Annotated in this window: 22 protein-coding genes and 1 pseudogene; 12 read left to right on the top strand and 11 right to left on the bottom strand. The window is 37.8% G+C overall.

Going from position 1 to position 21,144, the window contains the following annotated elements; genetic code table 11:
• Positions 1-4 precede the first annotated feature (4 nt).
• On the bottom strand, positions 5-922 hold the full coding sequence (locus G457_RS0114185; protein WP_026947064.1) for an RES family NAD+ phosphorylase: 918 nt from the start codon (positions 920-922) through the stop codon (positions 5-7).
• A gap of 113 nt (positions 923-1,035) precedes the next feature.
• Here G457_RS0114185 and G457_RS0114180 point away from each other — a divergent pair, with 113 nt between their 5' ends.
• From G457_RS0114180 to G457_RS0114170, 3 genes are read left to right on the top strand one after another with little or no spacing between them, the layout of a single operon-like run.
• Positions 1,036-1,395, top strand: coding sequence for a hypothetical protein (locus tag G457_RS0114180; protein ID WP_035483988.1), 360 nt, complete (start codon positions 1,036-1,038; stop codon positions 1,393-1,395).
• A gap of 4 nt (positions 1,396-1,399) precedes the next feature.
• Complete coding sequence (locus G457_RS0114175) at positions 1,400-2,398, top strand: type II toxin-antitoxin system antitoxin SocA domain-containing protein (RefSeq protein ID WP_026947062.1); 999 nt, start codon at positions 1,400-1,402, stop codon at positions 2,396-2,398.
• A gap of 36 nt (positions 2,399-2,434) precedes the next feature.
• The gene (locus G457_RS0114170; protein WP_026947061.1) at positions 2,435-2,950 is read left to right on the top strand and encodes a hypothetical protein; all 516 of its coding nucleotides are present in this window, start codon (positions 2,435-2,437) and stop codon (positions 2,948-2,950) included.
• A gap of 182 nt (positions 2,951-3,132) precedes the next feature.
• Here the strand turns inward: G457_RS0114170 and G457_RS0114165 are convergent, their stop codons facing one another.
• From G457_RS0114165 to G457_RS0114145, 5 genes are all read right to left on the bottom strand, one after another.
• The gene (locus G457_RS0114165) at positions 3,133-3,360 is read right to left on the bottom strand and encodes a hypothetical protein (protein WP_026947060.1); all 228 of its coding nucleotides are present in this window, start codon (positions 3,358-3,360) and stop codon (positions 3,133-3,135) included.
• A 103-nt stretch (positions 3,361-3,463) separates the two neighbouring features.
• On the bottom strand, positions 3,464-4,369 hold the full coding sequence (locus G457_RS0114160; RefSeq protein WP_026947059.1) for a hypothetical protein: 906 nt from the start codon (positions 4,367-4,369) through the stop codon (positions 3,464-3,466).
• Positions 4,366-4,629 (bottom strand): hypothetical protein, encoded by a 264-nt coding sequence (locus G457_RS0114155; protein WP_026947058.1) that lies wholly within the window; start codon positions 4,627-4,629, stop codon positions 4,366-4,368. The genes G457_RS0114160 and G457_RS0114155 overlap by 4 nt, the downstream gene beginning before the upstream one ends.
• Complete coding sequence (locus G457_RS0114150) at positions 4,622-5,422, bottom strand: hypothetical protein (protein ID WP_026947057.1); 801 nt, start codon at positions 5,420-5,422, stop codon at positions 4,622-4,624. Before G457_RS0114150 ends, G457_RS0114155 begins: the two co-directional genes overlap by 8 nt.
• Positions 5,423-5,876: 454 nt before the next feature.
• Positions 5,877-6,977 (bottom strand): serine hydrolase domain-containing protein, encoded by a 1,101-nt coding sequence (locus G457_RS0114145; RefSeq protein WP_035484000.1) that lies wholly within the window; start codon positions 6,975-6,977, stop codon positions 5,877-5,879.
• A gap of 287 nt (positions 6,978-7,264) precedes the next feature.
• Here G457_RS0114145 and G457_RS0114140 point away from each other — a divergent pair, with 287 nt between their 5' ends.
• Together G457_RS0114140 and G457_RS0114135 are read left to right on the top strand one after the other, a co-directional pair.
• The gene (locus G457_RS0114140; RefSeq protein ID WP_026947055.1) at positions 7,265-9,730 is read left to right on the top strand and encodes a TonB-dependent receptor; all 2,466 of its coding nucleotides are present in this window, start codon (positions 7,265-7,267) and stop codon (positions 9,728-9,730) included.
• Positions 9,731-9,751: 21 nt separating this feature from the next.
• Positions 9,752-11,038: a PepSY-associated TM helix domain-containing protein gene (locus G457_RS0114135; RefSeq protein WP_026947054.1), complete on the top strand. Its 1,287-nt coding sequence runs from the start codon at positions 9,752-9,754 to the stop codon at positions 11,036-11,038.
• Between the two features lie 156 nt (positions 11,039-11,194).
• Here G457_RS0114135 and G457_RS23070 read toward each other — a convergent pair.
• The 4 genes and pseudogenes from G457_RS23070 to G457_RS0114115 form a co-directional block, all read right to left on the bottom strand.
• Positions 11,195-11,326, bottom strand: a pseudogene (locus G457_RS23070) (IS1595 family transposase); the annotation flags it as partial.
• 78 nt (positions 11,327-11,404) lie between these two features.
• Entirely contained in the window at positions 11,405-12,529 is a 1,125-nt protein-coding gene (locus tag G457_RS22600) for an eCIS core domain-containing protein (RefSeq protein ID WP_211230230.1), read from the bottom strand.
• A 370-nt stretch (positions 12,530-12,899) separates the two neighbouring features.
• A complete protein-coding gene (locus G457_RS0114120; RefSeq protein ID WP_026947053.1) occupies positions 12,900-16,133 on the bottom strand; it encodes a DUF5689 domain-containing protein in 3,234 nt (1,077 codons plus the stop codon).
• Positions 16,134-16,245: 112 nt separating this feature from the next.
• Complete coding sequence (locus G457_RS0114115) at positions 16,246-16,617, bottom strand: hypothetical protein (RefSeq protein ID WP_035483984.1); 372 nt, start codon at positions 16,615-16,617, stop codon at positions 16,246-16,248.
• Between the two features lie 234 nt (positions 16,618-16,851).
• On the opposite strand from G457_RS0114115, the gene G457_RS0114110 reads away from it, so the two are divergent.
• From G457_RS0114110 to G457_RS0114080, 7 genes are read left to right on the top strand one after another with little or no spacing between them, the layout of a single operon-like run.
• Positions 16,852-17,736, top strand: coding sequence for an AraC family transcriptional regulator (locus tag G457_RS0114110; protein WP_026947051.1), 885 nt, complete (start codon positions 16,852-16,854; stop codon positions 17,734-17,736).
• A 41-nt stretch (positions 17,737-17,777) separates the two neighbouring features.
• A complete protein-coding gene (locus G457_RS0114105; RefSeq protein ID WP_026947050.1) occupies positions 17,778-18,392 on the top strand; it encodes a hypothetical protein in 615 nt (204 codons plus the stop codon).
• A gap of 1 nt (position 18,393) precedes the next feature.
• Complete coding sequence (locus tag G457_RS0114100) at positions 18,394-19,107, top strand: SDR family NAD(P)-dependent oxidoreductase (RefSeq protein WP_035483981.1); 714 nt, start codon at positions 18,394-18,396, stop codon at positions 19,105-19,107.
• Between the two features lie 60 nt (positions 19,108-19,167).
• Complete coding sequence (locus tag G457_RS0114095) at positions 19,168-19,587, top strand: SRPBCC family protein (RefSeq protein WP_026947048.1); 420 nt, start codon at positions 19,168-19,170, stop codon at positions 19,585-19,587.
• Positions 19,588-19,590: 3 nt separating this feature from the next.
• Positions 19,591-20,046: a MarR family winged helix-turn-helix transcriptional regulator gene (locus tag G457_RS0114090; RefSeq protein ID WP_026947047.1), complete on the top strand. Its 456-nt coding sequence runs from the start codon at positions 19,591-19,593 to the stop codon at positions 20,044-20,046.
• Entirely contained in the window at positions 20,043-20,444 is a 402-nt protein-coding gene (locus tag G457_RS0114085; RefSeq protein ID WP_026947046.1) for a VOC family protein, read from the top strand. Before G457_RS0114090 ends, G457_RS0114085 begins: the two co-directional genes overlap by 4 nt.
• A 2-nt stretch (positions 20,445-20,446) precedes the next feature.
• On the top strand, positions 20,447-20,836 hold the full coding sequence (locus G457_RS0114080; RefSeq protein WP_026947045.1) for a Crp/Fnr family transcriptional regulator: 390 nt from the start codon (positions 20,447-20,449) through the stop codon (positions 20,834-20,836).
• Positions 20,837-20,849: 13 nt separating this feature from the next.
• Here the strand turns inward: G457_RS0114080 and G457_RS21550 are convergent.
• Positions 20,850-21,144, bottom strand: a 295-nt coding sequence (locus G457_RS21550; protein ID WP_035483978.1) for a transposase, incomplete at its 5' end; no start/stop codon positions are given.

The raw sequence follows: 21,144 nt of genomic DNA, 5'->3' as shown, positions 1-21,144 counted from the left end.
GGAGTTAAATCAGTTCATCAAGTGATTTGACACGAATGATTTTTAAAACTTCGTCAAGGTGCTTTTCATCCTCGTTCATTTCAAACTCAAGTGTATTCCCATCCAATACTATACTGGCAGAATTCCCAACCATCATTTGATCTTTGTTTTTATAGATTAGAAATTCACCAGCTGCAAAAAGAGCTAGCTTATCCATTGATTCTGGTTTGATTGCAATATTTAATCCTTGGCCTTCCATCCTAAAACTTGGATAGAGAATTCCGTCAATGTTAGGATGATTACACATCATATCAGAAAAAATTGCTGAAACCTGATAATCAAGTGGACTCCTTATTTCTTTAGAAAATTCTTGGGCTATGTAATCGAAAAAACCAAGTATTGCATTCTGGTATTCAGGACTATGGGCATTAAGACTTTTAAGAAAAGCTTGGTAAACCTCTTCAGAAAAAGAGTTTACTCCATGGAACCCTTTATTATTAACAATTGCAAATAGCTCTAATGGCTCTTGAGTAATCCACTTCCCGTAAGCTATTTTCCTAATTCCTGAGACAGTCTTATCCCTTATCCATGGCATAGATTCTGCCAAGGCTATTACCCTAGGAGTATCAATTTCCCCAGTTTTAAGTCCTTCTCTGACCGTGGATCCGTAAAACATGGTCCTTCTTGGTGTACTTGCTCTTTGGAATTCCCGGTTCAAATGTTGTGGCTTAAATGAAAAATCCAAAACCGTGGTAAACCTTGGTTCTCCGTCTCCCATTGGTCTTGCCCTCAATATCCCTTTTCCAGCATTATAGGTAACCACCATCGTCCCTACATTTTTAACATGATCAAAAACTGACCGAATGACTTCTTCATAATTTCTAGTCAAATCTAATCGGCTAAGGATTTTTACAGCTTTTGGAAGGTAAATTTCAGGTTTCATCTTAAACTAAATGCGAAATTTTGTTTTCAATTGAAGAAAAGGAATTCAAAATTAACCTTTAAAGTTTGATTTTTTTTAATAAATTTGATTTTTAAAACTTTATCGTGATACCTTTGCAAAAAACACCTAGAGAAAAAGTCCAAGAATTCTTGAGAGATTTCAAGGAAAAATTGAAGTTACGCGGGGGAGCGATGTTCCTTGATGAAAGAGGAAAGAATTTTGAAACACTATCTCTTCTCGATATCCGACCAATAGATCGCGAGCAAGTTTTGCAAGACTTACTTGTGGATGATTACGCAGAAGGTCCTAAGCCGGAGGAAATGCACGGAACCAAAGAAATGTGGGTCTTTGGAAAAATTGTAAAAGGGCAAGAAATCTACATCAAGATTACAAAAGGAATAGAAGGATCAAAAGTTCTTTGCATCTCATTCCACATTGCCGAACGAAGAATGAAATACCCTTTCAAAAAATAATCTTATGAAAAGTCCATTAACAGGAAAAGAGATGCCTTTGAGGCATGAATTGAGAACTATCACTTTTAGAAAGGAAGAAATTAAAACGAGATTTCAATTTTATCTCTGCGAGGACACAGGAGAGAAATTTACCACAACAGAATTGGATGAATACAATCTGTTGATGGTAGAGCATGCCTACCGGGTAAAAAATCATATTCCTCAACGAGAAGAGATCATTGAAATAAGAGGAAAATATGGTCTATCAGCTATTAGAATGGGAGAAATTTTGGGTTTCGGCCAAAATACATACGGACTTTATGAAAAGGGCGAGCTTCCTTCTTTAGCAAATGCAAATTTAATTAAACTAGCACGTGACCCATTTAAGTTTAGAAGTTTAGTAGAGGATTGGAATCCTAAATCTGAAAACACAAAATTTGATCTTCTAAAGAGAATAGATCGGTTAATTTACTTAGACAAACAAAAACTTATTAATCTAGATGATTATTTAATGGGTGATGATGAAGCAAGTATTTTGACTGGTTATAGTAAGCCTAGCCTAGAAAAATTTATCGAGATGATTGTTTTCTTCTCTCATATGACACAATGTTATAAGACAAAAATGAATAAGTTACTTTTTTATTCAGATTTTTCTTTTTTTAAATATTATGGTAACTCAATAAGTGGAATTAAATACAAAGCTATAAATTATGGTCCTGTACCAAATATGTTTGAAACAATATTTGAAAATCTAGCAATAAACGATGTAATTGATATTGAGTATGTAGATAAAACTGATGGGATTCGAATTGAGAAATTAGTAGGACGGGAAGATAGAAAATTTAATCCTGAAGTATTTGGTCAAGAAGAATTAGCTATACTTGAAAAAATTGCTTCTCACTTCAAAGACATTTCGACAAATGAAATTGTTGAAATTAGCCATCTTGAAAAAGGCTGGCTGGAAAATATTCATGGAAAACAATTCATATCTTACGAATATGCTGTAGAATTAAAGGCAATTTAAAATAAAGAATATTAATTTCTATTCCACCTGTTAAACATGAAGCTTGAAACAAAAAAATCCCTAGCAAAAGAGTATTTATACTTTCTTTCTTGTATAGGTACAGGAATTTTATCTTTTCTTTTTTTTACAATTTATGTAGAAATAAACGGTTCCGAATTAGAAAAAAATACCCAAGAAATTGAGCGGAGAAAAAAACTAATTTACACTTATTTTTCTAATGATATTTGGAATCGACTAAATGAACTCGTACAAAAAGACAGTATTAGAAATAGATGGAATGATAAATGGGCTAAAAATGGTTTAAGAGATGATTTTATCAAATTAGGGTTTAAAAATCCTAGTGAATTAATCGAATTTTCAAGTAATAATTCAACCACCGAATTAGAGGCTAAGAATAATGAAATCTTGAATAAGATTTATTTTATAAAATCTTCTGAAAAAAGGTTGAAGATAAGTTTTTACTTATTTCTTCTAATATTTTCAATCATTTTCCCTATTAGGTATTTATATTTTTCAATAGTGAATTCCCTAAACCTTATAAAAGATAAGTAATAGTGCATTTATCAATGATTTTAGGCGTCAATTTACTCTAGTTTAAAACTAAAATACCCCTTCTCCTTCGCAGTAAATTAAAATCCTGCGAAGAGTCCGCTTCACCTTGACCTCTCTTCTGTGACCTTCAAAAAAGTCCCGAAAAGCCACAGAATTGCGGATTTTATTATTAAGTATTCGGCTTATACAATACTTTCATACTCCCCTTTCAAACTCTCCATAGGATTGATTCTGGCAGATTTGATAACATGAAAGCTGACTTTAATCAGAGCCATCAATTCCGTTAAAAATTCGGCAAATGCAAAAGAATGCCAACTGGTTTTTGAATTTTCATTTACAGTAACTTTATTTCCAGTACCGTCACAACAGATAATTGTGTCTTTCGAACTATCATTCTCACTTTTGAGCATTTACTCTAATAATTATTGATTTAGCAAATAGAATACAAGGTTAACTTCATCAGTTTTGTAATTAAATCAAAGCAAGCAATCTATATCCAAAAATGAAACGAATCTAGAATTTCAAATTAAGTCCCATCTCTAATCTTTCGGTTTCAAGAAAGGAATTTGTGGGATCACCCCCTTTAGAATACAATAATCCTAAGCCTACATTGGACCTTCCCATTGGATATATATTGAGTCCTGCTGTCAACCAATTAATATTTCCCATTTCGTACAAATTATCTTTTAGAGCTTTTCGATTGGCAAACTCGAAGGTCAACTGTACAAATTCTTTTTCTGGATTTTTGGCAGGAAAAGGCCATAGTTCCATAAAAACTCTATTTGACCAATACGACGAATTTCCCTCTCTCTCACCTGTTGCAGAATAAATCTCATACCCGGAATAAATAAAATATCTGAAAACCAAATTACCATTATTGGACCTAGCCTTACCTCCCGGGAGGAATGGCTTAGCACTAAATAAACTTAGAAAAGAGCTATAGTTCATTGTCTGTAATTCGCTGACTTTGTCATTTTTAAAATCAACGGACCCCAGAATCCAAGGAGACAATGACCAGCCTTCTGTGACAGGTGTCTTATACGGAACAGGAAAAAACTCCATGTTTACTCCTCCAGATAAAGAATTCTTCTCATTTTCTTCCTGGGTATTTCGATGATATTCAAGTTTAGGATAAAAGATCAATGCCGCTTTGTCTCCGATTGATGTATTTTCCAACACATCCCACTCTTTGATTTTTAGGCCTAGATCTACCGTAAGAAAATTTGAATTATTTTCTATATCACGATTAAAAAAGAAACTCGCTGGCTTTTGTTCATCTCTCGATGAACTTGCATAACTCTTTCTTAAACCAATATTCCCATCAGTCAACCACTGAAAAAAATCTCGCTTCTCTTCCTTTTCTTGTCCAAAAACGGAAATAGGAAAGAAAATCAACCATATAAGATAGACTTTTTTCATGGTTTTAGCTTGGTTTCCATAAGTTCCACTATTTGCTTTACTGTAATTCCTGATTTTGTCAGTTCTCTCTTCTTAAGCGTTTTTCCACTATTTGAAGATTTGACAATTGCCCTTAATGCCATAGCTAAGTAGGTTATATCTGGATTGGATATTTTTAATGGTGGTCCTGAAATCTTGTATTCCAGTTCAACTTGTTGCGGATTTATTCCGGCAATTGCAGCGATAACAGTGATTACTGTGTTTTGGATTTCATTATTCATTTGAGGAAGGAGAGATTGATTTAAACATTTTTTTAGTATTCAGAATAAAATTCGTTTCGTATAATTTCCCTTTAAAAAGCCATGCAACCCCAAAGGAAATAAGCGCAACAGTCTCGAAAATAAAAGTAACGGGGAGGTCTAAGTTGACAATATCCTTGAGAAAGCTACCATAGATAAAAACAATCCCAATACTGATAAGAATTGCAGCTCCGCAAAAACGATAGAGGCTATCATACTCACCTTCTCCAAAAGGTCCTTTATCTCCTTGTCTTCTAAAATTCACCAAACAAAGAAGTGCCATCAGGATAAAAAAGGCAGCTGCAAAGATCAAATGAATAAGCCCAATTATTTTACTTGCTCTAAAAATGAAGAAGTTGTCTATTATTACCTCACAAGAGGAGGTTGGAAAAATGACTATTCCCAAAGCTGCGATGCCAGCCAATGTGGTAACAAGTTTGTCTGTGATCCATTTGTATTTATCATCCTCCCTTGGTTCGTAGCCTGAATAACAAAATAAAAAAATTGCAACAGTGATGAGAATTCCAATAAACATCGGGGCTGATGCCGTATAATAAAAATGACTTATACTTTCCTTTAGGTTGCGTTGAGCTTGATAACTGGCACCTGGATTTAAAATCGCTAGATTCTCATTATTCAATAAATCAAATTTATTGACAATAGCATTGGCTATCCAACATGCGAAAGGTAAGGCCATTCCTAAAATACCAATCAGCCTACGTAAAGTAAGATACGAAACAACATGGGTGTCATTTTTTTGCTTTATCTGTTCCATAAAAATACAGTTTTAAAAAGAGTACTCTCATTACATCTTTAATCTGTCTAGGATAAACATGCTCCAAAAAATTGGTGAGGTTTAAAAAGATGATCAGAATTCAAAATATTCAAGACTATTAAGGCTCTTGAAAAAACAATTCCTACATTACTTACCTGAAAATCTGAACCTTACATGCAATTTGATTAAAAAAATTGAATTTTAAATACCTTCTTCGTTAAAAATTTCCAAGTGGTATAATTAAACTTATGAAGTTGAACAAGGAATAAGTAGCCCTACTATTGACTTTACTCAAAACATAGGTTAAAACGCTGATTAACTAACATGCTCGAAGGAAGGATAAAAGTATTTCAAATTGTGGATCACTGAATTCAATACTTCAGAATCTCTAGACTAATCGAAAACGGCCTAACTGAAATTATATCCAATAATTTTTCAAAAGCTAAAACCCCAATCACTTTTTCAAAACTAAACCCAATTTTTCCCACATTTCGTTATGAAATGAAATGGGCACCAATGAGTCATCCGGGGCCTCTCCAAGTCTGATGACTACAAGATTTTGACTTGGAACAATTTCGACAAATTGGCCATTTTTACCCATCCCCGCATATAAATCATCAGTTGCAGCATCCGATAGTTGGGTAGCAAACGAGTTGGAAATTCCTGGCCAAATAATGGATTCTTTTCCATTTAGCCACCATAAATACCCGTAAGAGAGGTTTAAGTTTTGGGAGCTTGAAATCATCTCCCGGTAATAATCCGCATCAGAAATCACCTCTTTATCGCCCCATTTTCCTTCATTGAGGATCAACAGTCCAAATCGTGCCATATCTCTAGCCGTGCTCCAATACACATTATTATATCCCTGGGATATCCATTGTCCATTCATTCCAATTTTAGATTTGAGGGCCAGGTTAGTATATTCATTTAAGCTATTTCCAGTGGCATTTTCAATCACCTTTTCAAGAAGTGTGTAAGGCGCATTATGATAAAACCACTGTTGGCCAGCATCAGATTTATAGGACAAACAGATAGGGAGAGTACAATTTAGGTCCGGTACCTCAAAGGATAAGCCAGTAGTCATGGTCAATTGATTCCGTACGGTGATCAATTGTTCTTTTTCGGAATCTAAGCTGGTCCAACCACTACCGAGATAGTCAGCTGATGGCTTGTTAATATTTAAAAATCCCTCCTCTTGAGCAATACCCACTAAAGTGGCTGTGATTGTTTTTCCGGCAGAAGCCCAGTACCACTGGGAGTTTTGATCAAAAGGTGCTGTACCTAAAATAGTATTACCGAAATACTCCTCAACTATGATTTTTCCATCCTTCAGGATAATAAATGCTCGGGTATTATTCCGTTCTAAATATTCCAATAATTGATCAAGCTGGGATAGGTTCCAATTTAATTCGGATGGAGAAATACGTTCCCAATCCTGAGAATTCAAGGGTGGAAAATAAGATACATGACCTTCTGTAGTATTAGAAATCTCCTCACCACCCACTTCACAGGAAAAGAGAAAAGAAGCAATAACCAGAAAAAATATATGTCTCATAATCAATCCATTTTGGTCGTTAGACTGATTTCACGACCGAAAGTTTAACCCTTCTTCGTTTTTTGGATGCTTCCAAAATTAATAAGTCATCGTAATTACCAACTTATTTAAATACAAGTAGTTGAGCCAGCTTTTGGCACAAAACCCTTCAAATGATTAAGAAATACCCCAATCAGCAATCTCTTTTCTTACCAAAATTAATTTAGAAATAATCTAAATAAATCTTGGATTGTATTCTTCCACTCATTTATCTTTGCCATTGTTTAAAATCAATCTAAATAAAAGTAATGAGCAAACATATACGATTCTCTTTCTTGATTATCTTCTGCATTTCCTCTTGGAGTGTATTCGGACAAAGCGGAAAAATTAAGGGCTTGGTCACAAACCAAGATGGAAACCCCATTGAATTTGCCAATATCAGCGTAAAAGGCACCTCAAAAGGTGCCGTCAGTACAGCTTCAGGAAGTTTTGAGATCTTGGGACTTTCCGATGGACAGTTTACTGTGACTGCTTCCTCTATTGGTTTTGAAGCAGTTTCACAAACGGTAACAATCAATTCAGGAGGGACAGTGGAAATTTCTTTTAGCCTGCAGGAAGTCTTGCAGGGGCTTCAAACGGTAGAAATCACTGGAAGACGCGAGATCGGCTATGATAATAAGGAGACTTTCTCTGGTACGAAAACAGCCTCCATGGTAAAGGATGTACCTGCTTCGATCAATTTCGTTACCAAGGAATTAATGCTGGATCAGGTGGCTTTTACGGTCAATGATGTCGTCAAAAATGTGGCGGGTGTGAATCAATTTAGCTTTTACAATGATATCACGATTCGTGGTTTTCGGGTTCAGGGACAGCGGAATTTCGGAACACTTCTAAATGGAATGCGGACTTTTACAAGCTTTTGGAAGCCCCAACTCATTCCACACATCGAGCGGGTTGAAGTAATCAAAGGCCCTGTATCTGCACTATTTGGGAATGCCTCCCCGGGCGGTTCTATCAACCGGGTAACTAAAAAACCCTTGGCCGAATCCCGTAAATCTATCTCAGCTTCGGTCGGTAGCTTCAATACCCTGAGAACATTGGCAGACTTTACCGGCGCCATGACTGAAGATAAAAAACTGCTGTATAGATTAAATCTTGGCTTCGAAAACTCAGATGGCTTCAGAGATCTCCAATTTAGCCGAAACCTAGTCATAGCTCCTTCATTTGCATTTTTGCCCAGTGAAAACACAAGCTTGAATTTTGATATCGTATATCAGGACTCCAAAGGAAGATTGGACCGTGGTCAGGCTGCTTTTGGAAATAGAGATCTTTTTACTACTCCCATTACCACTTCGCTGAGTGCGGTAAATGATTTCTTAGACGAAACGACGATCAATACGACGGTCTCTTTAAGACATAATTTCTCGGATAAAATAAGTTTCAACAGTACTTACCAACTTTCGTCCTACACGGAGGATTTGTTGGAGCATAGAACTTCCAATCGATTCGCTTCTTTGGCTGATGGATCATTTGATGAAACCAAGGTGGCCATGCGGGTTTTTATCCGAAAAAGATCTTGGAATAACAATGCCATCAACAACTATATCAATGCGGATTATCAGATCGGAAGTATCAAAAACACAGCTTTGATCGGATATGATTACTTCCGACAGGAACAATTACCGGGTGGATCTCAGCTTGAAGCCCGATCTTATTTGCTGAAAAATGGAACTGCAACCAATGGCTTTAATCCTGCCAATATTGACAACTATGCCTTGGATGCCAATGGAAATCCGGCTACTAATGTAGCTCATTTTGACCTTACTTCTCCTACTGCGAACGGGATGAGGGATATGAGTAATTACATTTACAATACAGTGACTTTCAATCAATTTCTTCAGCAGTCACATGGAATATACCTCCAGAATCAATCAGAAATTGGACCTTTGAAGGTATTACTTGGCTTGAGACAGGAATACTTCACAGACTATCTAAACTACAACAGCCCAGCAGAGGAAAAAGTGGATCAGCAAGCCCTGCTCCCAAGAGTAGGCTTAGTCTACACCCTCAATCCAACTATCAACTTTTATGGTACTTGGGTACAGGGGTACCAGCCACAAGGGGCAGCGGGAATCATCAATCCTGAAGCAGGAGGGCCTTTTGACCCATTGACCAGTGAGATGTTTGAAGTAGGAGCCAAAAGTGAATGGTTCAACAAGCGTGTAAGCGCGACCCTATCTCTATATCAAATCGTGGAACGAGGCGGTCTTTACAATGCCAATGATCCCAATAATCCGGAGCGCCTTGTTCAGCTTGGTGAGGAAGAGTCCCAGGGCGTAGAATTGAATGTGACGGGAAATATTCTTCCCAATTGGTCTATCGTAGCTGGATATGCCTTCAACGATGCCAAAATTACCCAAGCAGATGATGAGAGTGTCATAGGAAGACAAAAACCCAATGCGCCGCGAAATACAGCAAACTTTTGGTCCAAGTATATCTTTGAAAATGGTTCACTGAACGGTTTGGGTATTGGTCTTGGATATAATTATGTGTCAGATCGTTTTGGGTCGATCGTTTCCTCTGAGCGGCCTGATGTATTTCCTTCTTACGGAATCATCGATGCAGCTCTTTACTACAAGATAGATAAGGTGCAGTTTCAGGTAAATGTGAATAACCTGACTGATAAAACGCATTGGGTAGGTGGCTATGACGTGATCCGGGCTTTCCCTGGAGCACCCCGAAATATCATGACTACGGTATCTTATACTTTCTAAAACAATAAAACATATTCCTAAGTGAAACTGAATAAAAAATCTTTTTTTCAGATTCATAGCTGGATAGGTATCAAGTTAAGCATACTATTTTTTATAGTATGCTTTTCTGGTACCCTAGCTACTCTGAGCAATGAAATGGACTGGCTTTTTTATCCCGGACTGCGGGCAGAAAAGGTAGGAGAACGAGTTCATTATAATGAACTCGCCCGGGCGGTTGGAGAGGCTTTTCCTTCTGGAAAATTGACCTATTGGTTGATGCCGGAGGAATCCTATCTGAATGATATAGCCTATGTAGAAGTAGGAGATCAGCGACATTATGTCTTTGTGGATGCTTACAAAGGCGAAGTCAGAGGAAGCACGACGGTGACTTTTCAGCGATTTTTCAGGGATTTTCATTATTACCTGTTCATTCCTTTCTATCAAGTAGGGTACTTCATAGTTCTTGTTTTTGCTTTTTTCTTGTTGGCCACCGTGGCGACTGCACTGGTTTTTTATAAAAAATGGTGGAAGAAGTTTATGGATTTCAAATCCGGTACAAATCCTTTGGTGTTTTTCCGCAGTCTTCATCGCGTGGTAGGTTTATGGTCCCTACCTTTTGCCCTGCTATTTTCGATCACTGGAATTTGGTATTTCACAGAGCGAACCAATATTGCAAACGTATCTGGCATTTCTAATCCACCTGCACCCAAGTTGGAAAAGAAAAGTATGAATCCCCAGCATGAAATTGCCTTTTCTTTCACACTGGATTACGATTTGGCGGCAAGGAAAGCTTTAGCTCAAATTCCCGAACTTCGAATCGGTGGCATTGTCCCAACCAATTCCTTGGAAAATCCTATTTATATCCGCGGCAAAAGCAATGTTCCGTTGGTAAGAAAACGTTCAAACAGAGTCTATGTGGATCCTTCTACCTACGAAGTGTTGGAGGTTCAGAAGGCAACTCAAATACCAACTGTAATGTATTTAAATGATATTGCAGATCCTTTACATTTTGGTAATTGGGGCGGTTTGATTACCAAAATCATCTGGTTTGTGGCTGGACTTTCACTCTCTGGATTGATTCTTACAGGGATTTGGATTGCCTTGAACCGACAGGCGAAAAAGGCAAAAAATCTTTCAGCTGAGACTTTGGGCTTTTGGAAGTATCTCAATTGGGGGATAGCAATTACCGTTTTTGGTTTTATGTATTCCTTTATGCTGGTAAGATATTCTCTTTCTTGGCACTCTTTTGTATTAGTAACAGCTATACTTGGAGGATTGGGTTTCTTGACTTGGTATATTTTTGTGAAAAAGATCAGGGATCTGAGTTGAGATTGAAAACTCAGTAAGGTTCATATGCTGATCGATATCCCTTCCAAATGGAGGGAATGGGAAATTTGCCAAGAACCTTCTATTGCTTTACCCAGAAAAATTAAATAATGATTATCCGCAATCATACGAAGATGGGTTAATTGAAGCAATTATGAGTCAATCAAAAAGTTTTTGACCGAAGTATCTTCGGTTTGGCTTACCGCTCCACACAACTTGATGGTTTTGCATCATTTGTTCGCTGATTATATGGTAGGACTACAGATATTTTTTTAATTTACTGATAAAAATACAAGCACATTTATTGAATTACTCTGGAATGACATTTTACCGATGGGTTTGGCTTTGCTATTACCCATTCTGATTTGACTAAAGCTTATACCAATAAGTCTTTACAAAATCTCGAACTTCCTCCGGTAAACTTGAAAATGTGAATTTACTTTCCTTACTATTTCTACCTCTTTCCTCAGGAGTACATTGCTTAGGTTGGATATCAGCACCTGTTCCCTCAAAGAAATAATGTTTTTTTGGATTTCCTTCCTCAGTAACATGGTGGGTCTCAGTAGTAAAATTCAAATGATAAGTCTTTCCATCATAATCCCACCTTGACATTTTAGTAGACTTATCAATTGAATCTAATGCATCTTTCACTCTTTTTGATTTTGCTAAATCCTTATCTCTATTGTAAAAATAAGTCCCTAGCTGTTCTTTCTCATCATCATCCAAATAATCATTCTCCTCTAAAATTTCAGAAAGAATTTTTCCTTGATACAATTTTTCATTGTAGAAGTCGATTAGTTGCTCTTCAGAAAGCACTAGCTGAATGATTTGTTTCTTTTGAATGGAAAGGTGAGTCAAACGTGGATTTTCTATTAGCTGAGAATCTTGGAAATCACCGTCATTTTGTTCAGCCTTCTGCCCCATTAAATCAGCTTCTCTTTCCAATCCATGGTCATCATTTATAGAAACTCCGCCTTTCATCTGCAAAGTAGGCTTCACCCTCCCCTGCTTCTGCTGCACCACATGCCATGCTTCATGGGCAAGATGTTTCTCCTGTCCTGAGGCCAAATGGATATCAGTACCCTGAGCAAAGGCATGGGCCTGAAGTTGGGCAGGTTTTCCGGAATTGTAATGTACTTTCACATCATCCATAGAATAACCCGAAAGGTTTTCTATTCCCGATTTGAGTTGATTAGGTAATCCGGTATCATTGGGCTGTTTCACCAAATCAGATGATCCCACATTCATTCCAACTGACTTTTTGAACTGGGACACACCATAATTTTCCCTCATTTTTTGCTTAGGGTTAAATAATTGATCATCCATATCGCCCTTAGTCTTATCAGCCATTTGCTGCATAGTTTTCTGAAGCATAGTCTCAGATCGATTATCCACAAACTGAAAAGGGCTTTTAGCGTTGGCTTGGGAATTAGCCTTTACAGGTTTTTGGAAGGGATCATTTACTTTTTCACTTTTATCAGAATGTATAAGCATAAGATTGATTTTTCAGTGTGAAATTCCCTAAAACCATAAAAATCAGGGTTTTCAAGGAAGGTTTGGAAAACATCTAATTAAATGTAAATCAAAAACTTACTTAAATAAAAGAAAAAATAAGTAGATATGAAATACTGATTCTCTTCTTTTAAAAAATCAACTCAAAACAGAAAGTTTAGGAGAACTTTCAAACTAATAAAATATATGATCTTACTTTGAACTCCCTCTTCTACTGAGTTTGAGTTTAGATCAGACTAAACAGAAAAAGCCCGGTACTATACCGGGCTCTTTCTTTTTATTTAAATCATTCTCAAAACCGTCCAATATTTGGGAGCTAGTTCATTTGAATTGACAGGGTATTTTCATTTAGTTAGCGTTTAAACAGCCTTACAATTTTTGTTTCCTGACCCTGACTTAAGTGAAGGTAGTATAAACCTCTTTCCAATTGATTTTCAGAGAAATTCAAACTCAATTTTCCTTCCACAAATTCAGCTAGACCGAAGCTGATTGTTTCCCCCCTATGATTGAACAAGACATAGGAGACCTCTATGGTAATCGGCTGGTCCAATTCCAGGTGAATCTCAGCATCCATTGGATTTGGAAAGAATCTTCTGATTTTTGCTGATTTGAAATCTGCTTCAGATGGCTCGCCTCCACTTGTTTGACATGGAGCTGTGCCGCATGCTCCCAAAGTTGCTCCTCTCTTTAGCAGAGCTGGTACAGCAAATGGCGATACACTAAGAGTTCGTTTTTTTCCAGAATTACCCAGTGGAAGACAAACCAAGACACGATCTCCTTTTCTTCCACTTCTCACATCCACTACACAGACGGTTACTTCATCTATGAACACATTTCCTGCCTCATCAGTCACAGTAAGCGTATAGGTAGTTGTCTCTTTTGGAGACACTATGATTTCCTGACCTTCCTGTCCATCACTCCAAGTATAAGTGTAGGCACCATTTCCTCCGGAAGCATCAGCTGCTCGGAGTGTGATGCTTTCCAAAGGTGCATACCCCAAATAAACGACTCCACCTTCTCCGGCATCAGATACCAAGGGTTCACCTGCCTTCAAACGAACTGATACTGGCAGGTGATCTGAGGTAGTATTTGCATAGTTTGAAATGAGGTTGAATGGAATGAACAGAGTCTCTGAACCCTCCAGATAGTTGTCATACAATTCGTTGGAAAGGGTAATATGGTCGATCATATTATCATTGAAAATAAAGGATCGTAGCCCCGCTTCACTCAAGCTCACCGTGACCCCGTCAAAATCAGGATCAGTGATGATCACCTCAAAGGTGCTGGCTCCTGATCCGATCGATTCATCCAAATCATCATTGTAGTCACCCAACAGAATAATGTTTTCATCTGCATAGAAGGCATCCAAGCTATCTTTCAAAGCCTGATTATCAAATCTCCTTCTGAGTAAATCCTCATTGGATGAACCTGACTTCGCATGAATATTGATGAAGTTGATTTTTTCCTTAACTCCATTGATATCTGCAACGGCAGTGATCAGCCAAGGCAAACGTCCACTGGACCAGAAAGAAGAAGCGGTACCTGTTGGGTAGCCATCCAACAGATTATTCAAACCCATTCTGGCTTCATCGTAAATTTGCTCAAACAAGACTTTGGTCTCCTGAATTTCAATCACCTCAGTATTGTAAATCAGACATAGCTTCTGAGGAGGGAATGTAGGATCCGGCCCTTCAAAAGACCGGGAGAATCGGTCAGAGCAAATCACAGCATATCCAGGCAATTGAGCTACTATGCCGGCCAGAAGATCCTCATCACTTACTTCCTGTACTGCAATCACATCAGGCAGGGTAGCTTGAAGTACCTGAAGGGCATTGGCGGCTTGAAGTGTGATATCATTTGGACCAAAATTATTGATGGTAGCTCCAAAGAATTCCATGTTCCATGTCATCACATCCAAGGTCTCTCCGGCAGGAATATCCGATCCTGCTGGCTCGAAAGGAGTAGTACCCGGCAAATCATCAATAAACCTTGGGAACAATTGCAAAGTGCCCCGGAAGCTTCCCAATACTCCGGTGATGGTCTGTGCATCAGCTGGGATCACTCTGCCAATCAAACTGCTCACCTGACCGTCGATTCGCAGGTCAATTGTGCCGGTACCGTCAGTAATTACATAGTTACTTTCAGGGAATAGAAGTCCCTTTGGAATAGCAAAGGCAGCTGCGGGAATCTGGATAAACTGTCCTTCCAGGCTTGGATTGATCTCTGCTATAGAAACTACTCTAGGTGAGATTGGATTACCGGAACTGATTAGTTCGATTTCAGATACATTACCCAACTGGACCTGCTGGTTGAAAGCCCCTACACTGGCCAAGATCTGAATCTCGTCTCCGATCTGATACAATCCGGTTCCATGTACCTGAGCATCAAAAACAGGAATCCCTCCCGTTTCATCCTGCAAAAATGCAGGGCCTCCTAATTGATCAGATGCCGTCAAAACACCTTTCACCAATACTTCCGAACCCTGAGGCTTGGTTCTAGCCTCCGCGATGGAAATCAGGACTGGCTCAGGGTCTACGATTACTCCACCAAAGCTTTGGCCTGAATTGATCTGATTATAGGTGCTAGTTATACTTTCAGACCAAGTAAAGTCCTCGTACTTGTTACCAGTACCTTGAAGTTGTAAAGAAGTCCCGACAGGCGTACTGGAGCCCTGGGATACTCCTACATCTTGGCTGGATAAACCATCAGCAGGACCACCCACAGCTACAAAATTTCCTTCATAACTTAAAAACTGGATTACATTGCCTTCAGGATCGACCAAAGCAAATCCGTCAGGTGCCCCGTTTTGAAGTCCTGAAACAGAGAAAAAGGCAGTACCAAATCCATTGTCCTGATTGGGAAGAATTCCTGAAAGACTGATGGTATTGTAGGAAGATCCTCCGTTCCCATTGTATAAAACAAGGGAATATCCCAATAGGTCAAGACCGGCCGTACCTGCTAATTCAATCCCTTCATTTACATCTGTACTTACATTGTCGTAGTGAAATTCATTGACAAAAACCACTGGATTGGAAAGGAAAGTTTGGTTATTGTTTCCAGCACCAAAGGTGGAAGCGGCACTTTCTGCCCATGAAAAATCAGAATAAAGCTTACCATTTCCGGTGAGCTGAAGCGAAGTACCTACCGGAGCAGAGCTGCTTTCCGAAACCCCAATGTCCACACTGACTAATCCGTTTGCAGGACCGCCTATAGCAGTAAAAGAACCTTCATAGCTTAGAAACTGAACCACAGTTCCATTATCCACCAAAGCGATTCCGTCAGGACTACCGTTTTGAATACCATTTGTGGGGTAAGATTGTGTGACAAATCCAAACCCGTTGCCCGAGTCAGGAATAGTGCCACTTAAATCTTTGGTATCATATACAGCACCACCGTTACCATTATACAAAACAATGGACCATCCCGTTAGGTCAGTTCCCGCAGGACCAGCTATTTCGATTGCTTCACCGACGTCCGTACTGGCATTATCATAATGGATTTCATTGATAAATACCTCCTGTGACCACCCTGCAAATGGGCTAAGGAGAAGGAGAATCAAAAATAAGGAGTAGAGATTTTTCACCATAAAATCAAGTTTAAATTATACTTGCAAAATGCATCAGGATTTGCTCGAAAGGAAGGTTTACAGATTACGAAAAGGTTAAACTTTTGATCTGAAGTCTTATGTCAAGTAATTTTTATTGGTCAAAACCGGGTCTTTCATATTTGACTTCTTCCAAGACACTTTCCCCGCTTCCCGTTTTTCCAGATATCCATTCCCATTTTTCATTCAGAAGGATTTTTCCCGATTCTAGTCTATTTGGAGTTGATCTGCATATTCCACTGGATAAGTCCCCTTCCTCATTCAACTGATGATACAAAAAAATCAGGCTTCCATCCTGAGGATTGACTTTTCCTAAAATATGGCCGGAAACTATTCCTTTTCCTTTATAGATACAGGTTAAAACCTCTCCAGTTTGCTCGTAAAGAAAAATTTGATTTGGATCCAACTCACCCGTACCAGAAGTTTCAACAAGTTTAAAAATCCTTCCGTTATAATCGATTTTCATGACTTATTTGAATAAAAATGTGACAGATTTAATTTGAAGCAAGCAAATAATTACAAAGATAACTTAGTCCTATTATTCACAGGAAACTTCAATTTCTATAATTCACTCATCTCTGTAAAATTAAGAACTCAAACAAATTTGTGATTAGAGAAACTCAATTTTGGTCAAGATTTGTTGTATTCTGATAAACCCCTAAACCGAATGTAGTCTTATCAGCAAAACTATTTTTTTAAAATGGAAGTATTTAAAACGCATCGAGAATATTTCAAAATGGCCGGAATATTCAGTTATCAAAGTGACCCTAGTCAAAACCTTTTCCTGATCAGGTTTTCAAAGAACCTGGCATCTCTTTCACACTCCACACCGGTCTATCGAAATGACTTTTTTGAGATTACTCTTTCCTACCCACAAATGATGCGATTTAGTGTAAGCGGCTTTAATCAGGAAACGCAACAAAATCCCGTATTGTCCTGTATTGCTCCGCTTGAAATTCAACAATGCACTGCTCATGATTATTCAGGAGATATTAAAATGCTTCTAATCAGCCCAGAACTCCTTGAAATCAGCAATTATCAAAGCCCATTTTTTAAAAGATATCCTCTTTTCGATCCCAAGAAAGAAAACAGTCTCAAATTAACTCAAGCTGAATTTTCAGAGCTTGAACTAATTTATGATCAACTGGAAAGGGAAATAAGCTTTACCTCATCAGCAAAGTACACCTTTGAGAAATTTTATTTAAAACTTTCAAAAATTTTAGTAGTGTCTCAGGGAAAAACAGCCTCCTCAAACCGAAAGGAGGAGATCTTTCAAAGATTTTTAGCTCATATTCAGTCATCAAATTTATCCTCAAAATCAATAAAACATTTTGCTGAGGAAATGGCTATCTCTTACACACACCTTTCGGATACTGTCAAAGAAGTTAGTAACCTCCCTCCTTCTCAGCATTTGAAAAGATTTTTAAACAAACTAGCCCAAACTCATCTTCTTTACACCCAACTAAGCGGAAGCGAAATTGCTTTTGAGCTAGGATTTTCTTCTCCGGCACATTTCAGCAATTTTTTCAAAGAAATGAATGGTATTACCCCTATACAGTTTAGAAAAAAACCGAAAAATATGTAAGGCACAATCTCAAAGTCTCCCATAGTTTTATCTCAAAAATAATGAGAGCGCTTGTGGGTACAGTCATATGCATTTTGCTATCCTTTCCAAAAGTAAATGGTCAAAGTGCGTTGGAACTTAAGGTCAATTCTTCTTCATTTTCCTTTGAACATTGGTATTTCAACACGTTAGATTCATTAAGCACTAAGCTAAGTCTATATACCTTTACTTCTGGGGTATGGAACTTCGATTCTTCATCTGAAAACTCATCTTTTCTCTCCCCTTTTCTAGGAATTGATTTATGGAAAGGAATTGGGTTGGCAGCCGGTGGATCTTTTTCACAAAAGAGCGTTGAACCTTCATTAGGAATTCAATTCAGTGATGGAAACTCCAATTCTTCTCTCTATTCTTTACTTAGTTTTTCTCCCTCCCAACCTAATGGCTTGGATGTCTTTTTATGGTACTTTTATCAACCTTTAAAAAAGGGCTGGAAACCGTTTTTTCAGGTCAGTGCATCTTCTAAATTCATTACATGTCAGAAAACTACAGCAATTAGTATCAGTCTAGGCCCCTCCTACGGTAGCAATGCTATAGGAGCAATTTTGGATCTCAGCTGGAATAAAAACTGGAAAGGTTCTCATTCTCTGGGTCTTTTTTATAGATATCAACTTCAATAACATGGATAAAAGAACAATCATCATCTATGGTGCCAGCCAAGGTCTTGGTAGATATTACTTCAATAATTTGGAAATCAATCCAATGTACAAGGTCATTGGTATTTCACGTAAAAGACCACAGTGGGCTGAACCCCATCATTATTGGCTAACCGCCGATCTTTCAGAACCTTTGAAGGCAAGAGAAGCGGTATTGTCAAAACTCCATGATACTCCTATTGACGTTTTAATTTACAATGTTGGTGTTTGGGAAGAAAGAGCATTTGAGCGTGATTATTCATTTTTAAAAGACGATCCTACTCATTTGGAGGCAATGATTAACACCAACATAACTTCCTGCATTTTTCAAATCCAAGCTCTTTTACCCAAGCTTCTTGATTCGACCAAACCGCAAATCATACTTACAGGCTCAACCTCAGCATTGGATAATACTGGCAGGCCAGAAGTCACTTTCAATGCTTCAAAATTTGCCCTAAGGGGCATCGCTCAAAGCCTTAGGGCTGGCTTCAAGGATAAAAACCTATCAGTGACCCTAATCAATCCAGGTTACATTGACACAGATAACAAACATTCAACAGCCGAAACCCTCTCAAAACACAACGGAAAACAAATCCCAATGGAAGATCTTTGGATGATGCTAAATACAATTCTCAACCTCAGCCCTGCCATTTGCCCGCTGGAAATTACTCTTCCGGCTATGAAGGATTTTGAGGTTTAATGTTTCATATTATATGTGCACTTATTATATTTGCACTTATAATTCAAAACAAATTCAATTATGTGGTCATTTGAAGTAAGCAAATCAACAACAGCATCAAAGGAAAAAGTTTGGCAACTTTGGTCGAACGTGAGCGATTGGAATCATTGGGATTTAGAAATAAAAAGCTCCAGCATTGAGGGTGCATTAATAGAAGGAGCAAAAGGATTTTTAACCCCAACAAAAGGTCCAAAGTCAAAATTTGAAATTACAGAATGTACACCGTTAAAATCATTTACGGCAACTAGTTCCCTGCCATTATGCAAAATGAAGATTATTCATTACATCATTGAAGGCGAGAAAGAGATAAGAATAACGCACAAATTTGTAATGTCTGGTCCACTCTCATTTCTATTTTCTAAAGTTATAGGCAGCAATTTAGAAAAGGGCTTGCCAGAAACTCTAAAAAACTTAGTTGCATTAGCTGAAAAAAACACTTAGAAAATGGAAAACTCAGATTTCATCTATGAAAAACCAGACTATAGTACTGGTTTCATGCTATGGAAGGTTACGAACCTTTGGCAAAGGGAGATTAAAAAAGCGTTAAGCCCTTATGATTTGACACATTCACAATTTGTACTATTAGCATCAACACACTGGCTTCAATCAAACAATAACGAAGTAACACAAATATTATTGGCAAATTTTGCTAAAATCGACCCAATGACAACTTCTACTGTTTTAAAAACTCTTCAATCAAAAGGTTTAATAAACAGGGCTAATCATAAAAAGGACACACGTGCGAAAGTTCTAATGCTCACAAAGGCAGGATTAGAAGTTGTTAAACCAGCCATACAAGCCGTTGAAGAATTTGACAAAAGATTTTTTAGTGCAATTAACTCAGCATACCCCGCGTTCAATGCACATTTAAATATTTTATTAAAATATAATGAAGAATGACTCGAAATATTGGAAAAGTCGCCATTCTGGTAAAAGACTATGACGAAGCTATTCAATGGTATACAGGTAAACTCAATTTTAAACTTATTGAGGATAAACCATTACCTGATCAGGGGGACAAACGCTGGGTAACAATTGCACCGGACAGTTACTCAACGTTCCAATTGCTTTTAGCTAAAGCCTCTACCGAGCACCAAAGCCAATTCATAGGAAATCAATCAGGAGGAAGAGTATTCTTGTTCCTATATACAACTGATTTTTCCCAAGACTATTCTGCCTTCTTATCAAATGGAGTTGAATTTATACGTGAACCCGAATCCCATAGCTATGGAAGGGTTGCAGTGTTTAAAGATTTATACGGCAATCTTTGGGATTTAATTGAACCAATAATAGAGTAACGATGCATACAGAGCCACTAAAAGAACATATTCTAAGGTTTATCCACCTTGATTCCGTTCAAATGGAGGAGGCACTTAGCCATTTCACTTCGTTCAGTTTTAAAAAGAAAGAAATCATACTAAACCCTGGCTCAATCTGCAATTACGATTATTATATATCCTCTGGTGCATTGCATCTCAGCCAAATCAACACGCATTCAGGCACAGAAGAAGTATTATCATTGGCTATTTCCGATTATTGGATAACTGATTTAGATAGTTTTCGGAATAGAACTCCTTCTAATTGTACAATACAAGCGGGAAAAGACACCGAAGTACTTGCTATCAGTCGTGAAGGGTTTGACAAAGCTTGTAAAGAAATCCCGACACTATCCCAAAAAGTGTGTAAATAGATTTTAGGGTTAGTTAGAGTTTTATACGGTTTTCAAACATAATCATAAATTGGTTTAGGATCATGCCCCAATCTCGGATAGGCATGGTCCATTTTTTTGTTGCTTCCATGACTGCCAAGAATACTGATTTCAGTACGGCTTCATCGGTTGGGTAGGAAAGCTTGTTGTTGGTGTATTTTCTGATTTTTCCATTCAGGTTTTCGATGATGTTGGTTGTGTAGATAATTTTTCTGATTTCCAGCGGAAAGTCCAGAAATGCGGTCAGTTCTTCCCAGTTGTCTCTCCAGCTTTTGATCGCATAGCCGTAT

Source organism: Algoriphagus marincola DSM 16067 (assembly GCF_000429405.1).
Lineage (GTDB): Bacteria > Bacteroidota > Bacteroidia > Cytophagales > Cyclobacteriaceae > Algoriphagus > Algoriphagus marincola.
The sequence above is the reverse complement of the archived record's forward strand: the minus strand, read 5'-3'. Positions and strand labels throughout refer to the sequence as shown.

Coding starts and splice junctions, on each gene's coding strand:
- G457_RS0114185 (WP_026947064.1), bottom strand. CDS start 922: ATGAAACCTGAAATTTACCTTCCAAAAGCTGTAAAAATCCTTAGCCGA.
- G457_RS0114175 (WP_026947062.1), top strand. CDS start 1,400: ATGAAAAGTCCATTAACAGGAAAAGAGATGCCTTTGAGGCATGAATTG.
- G457_RS0114170 (WP_026947061.1), top strand. CDS start 2,435: ATGAAGCTTGAAACAAAAAAATCCCTAGCAAAAGAGTATTTATACTTT.
- G457_RS0114165 (WP_026947060.1), bottom strand. CDS start 3,360: ATGCTCAAAAGTGAGAATGATAGTTCGAAAGACACAATTATCTGTTGT.
- G457_RS0114160 (WP_026947059.1), bottom strand. CDS start 4,369: ATGAAAAAAGTCTATCTTATATGGTTGATTTTCTTTCCTATTTCCGTT.
- G457_RS0114155 (WP_026947058.1), bottom strand. CDS start 4,629: ATGAATAATGAAATCCAAAACACAGTAATCACTGTTATCGCTGCAATT.
- G457_RS0114150 (WP_026947057.1), bottom strand. CDS start 5,422: ATGGAACAGATAAAGCAAAAAAATGACACCCATGTTGTTTCGTATCTT.
- G457_RS0114145 (WP_035484000.1), bottom strand. CDS start 6,977: ATGAGACATATATTTTTTCTGGTTATTGCTTCTTTTCTCTTTTCCTGT.
- G457_RS0114140 (WP_026947055.1), top strand. CDS start 7,265: ATGAGCAAACATATACGATTCTCTTTCTTGATTATCTTCTGCATTTCC.
- G457_RS22600 (WP_211230230.1), bottom strand. CDS start 12,529: ATGCTTATACATTCTGATAAAAGTGAAAAAGTAAATGATCCCTTCCAA.
- G457_RS0114120 (WP_026947053.1), bottom strand. CDS start 16,133: ATGGTGAAAAATCTCTACTCCTTATTTTTGATTCTCCTTCTCCTTAGC.
- G457_RS0114115 (WP_035483984.1), bottom strand. CDS start 16,617: ATGAAAATCGATTATAACGGAAGGATTTTTAAACTTGTTGAAACTTCT.
- G457_RS0114110 (WP_026947051.1), top strand. CDS start 16,852: ATGGAAGTATTTAAAACGCATCGAGAATATTTCAAAATGGCCGGAATA.
- G457_RS0114105 (WP_026947050.1), top strand. CDS start 17,778: ATGAGAGCGCTTGTGGGTACAGTCATATGCATTTTGCTATCCTTTCCA.
- G457_RS0114100 (WP_035483981.1), top strand. CDS start 18,394: ATGGATAAAAGAACAATCATCATCTATGGTGCCAGCCAAGGTCTTGGT.
- G457_RS0114095 (WP_026947048.1), top strand. CDS start 19,168: ATGTGGTCATTTGAAGTAAGCAAATCAACAACAGCATCAAAGGAAAAA.
- G457_RS0114090 (WP_026947047.1), top strand. CDS start 19,591: ATGGAAAACTCAGATTTCATCTATGAAAAACCAGACTATAGTACTGGT.
- G457_RS0114085 (WP_026947046.1), top strand. CDS start 20,043: ATGACTCGAAATATTGGAAAAGTCGCCATTCTGGTAAAAGACTATGAC.
- G457_RS0114080 (WP_026947045.1), top strand. CDS start 20,447: ATGCATACAGAGCCACTAAAAGAACATATTCTAAGGTTTATCCACCTT.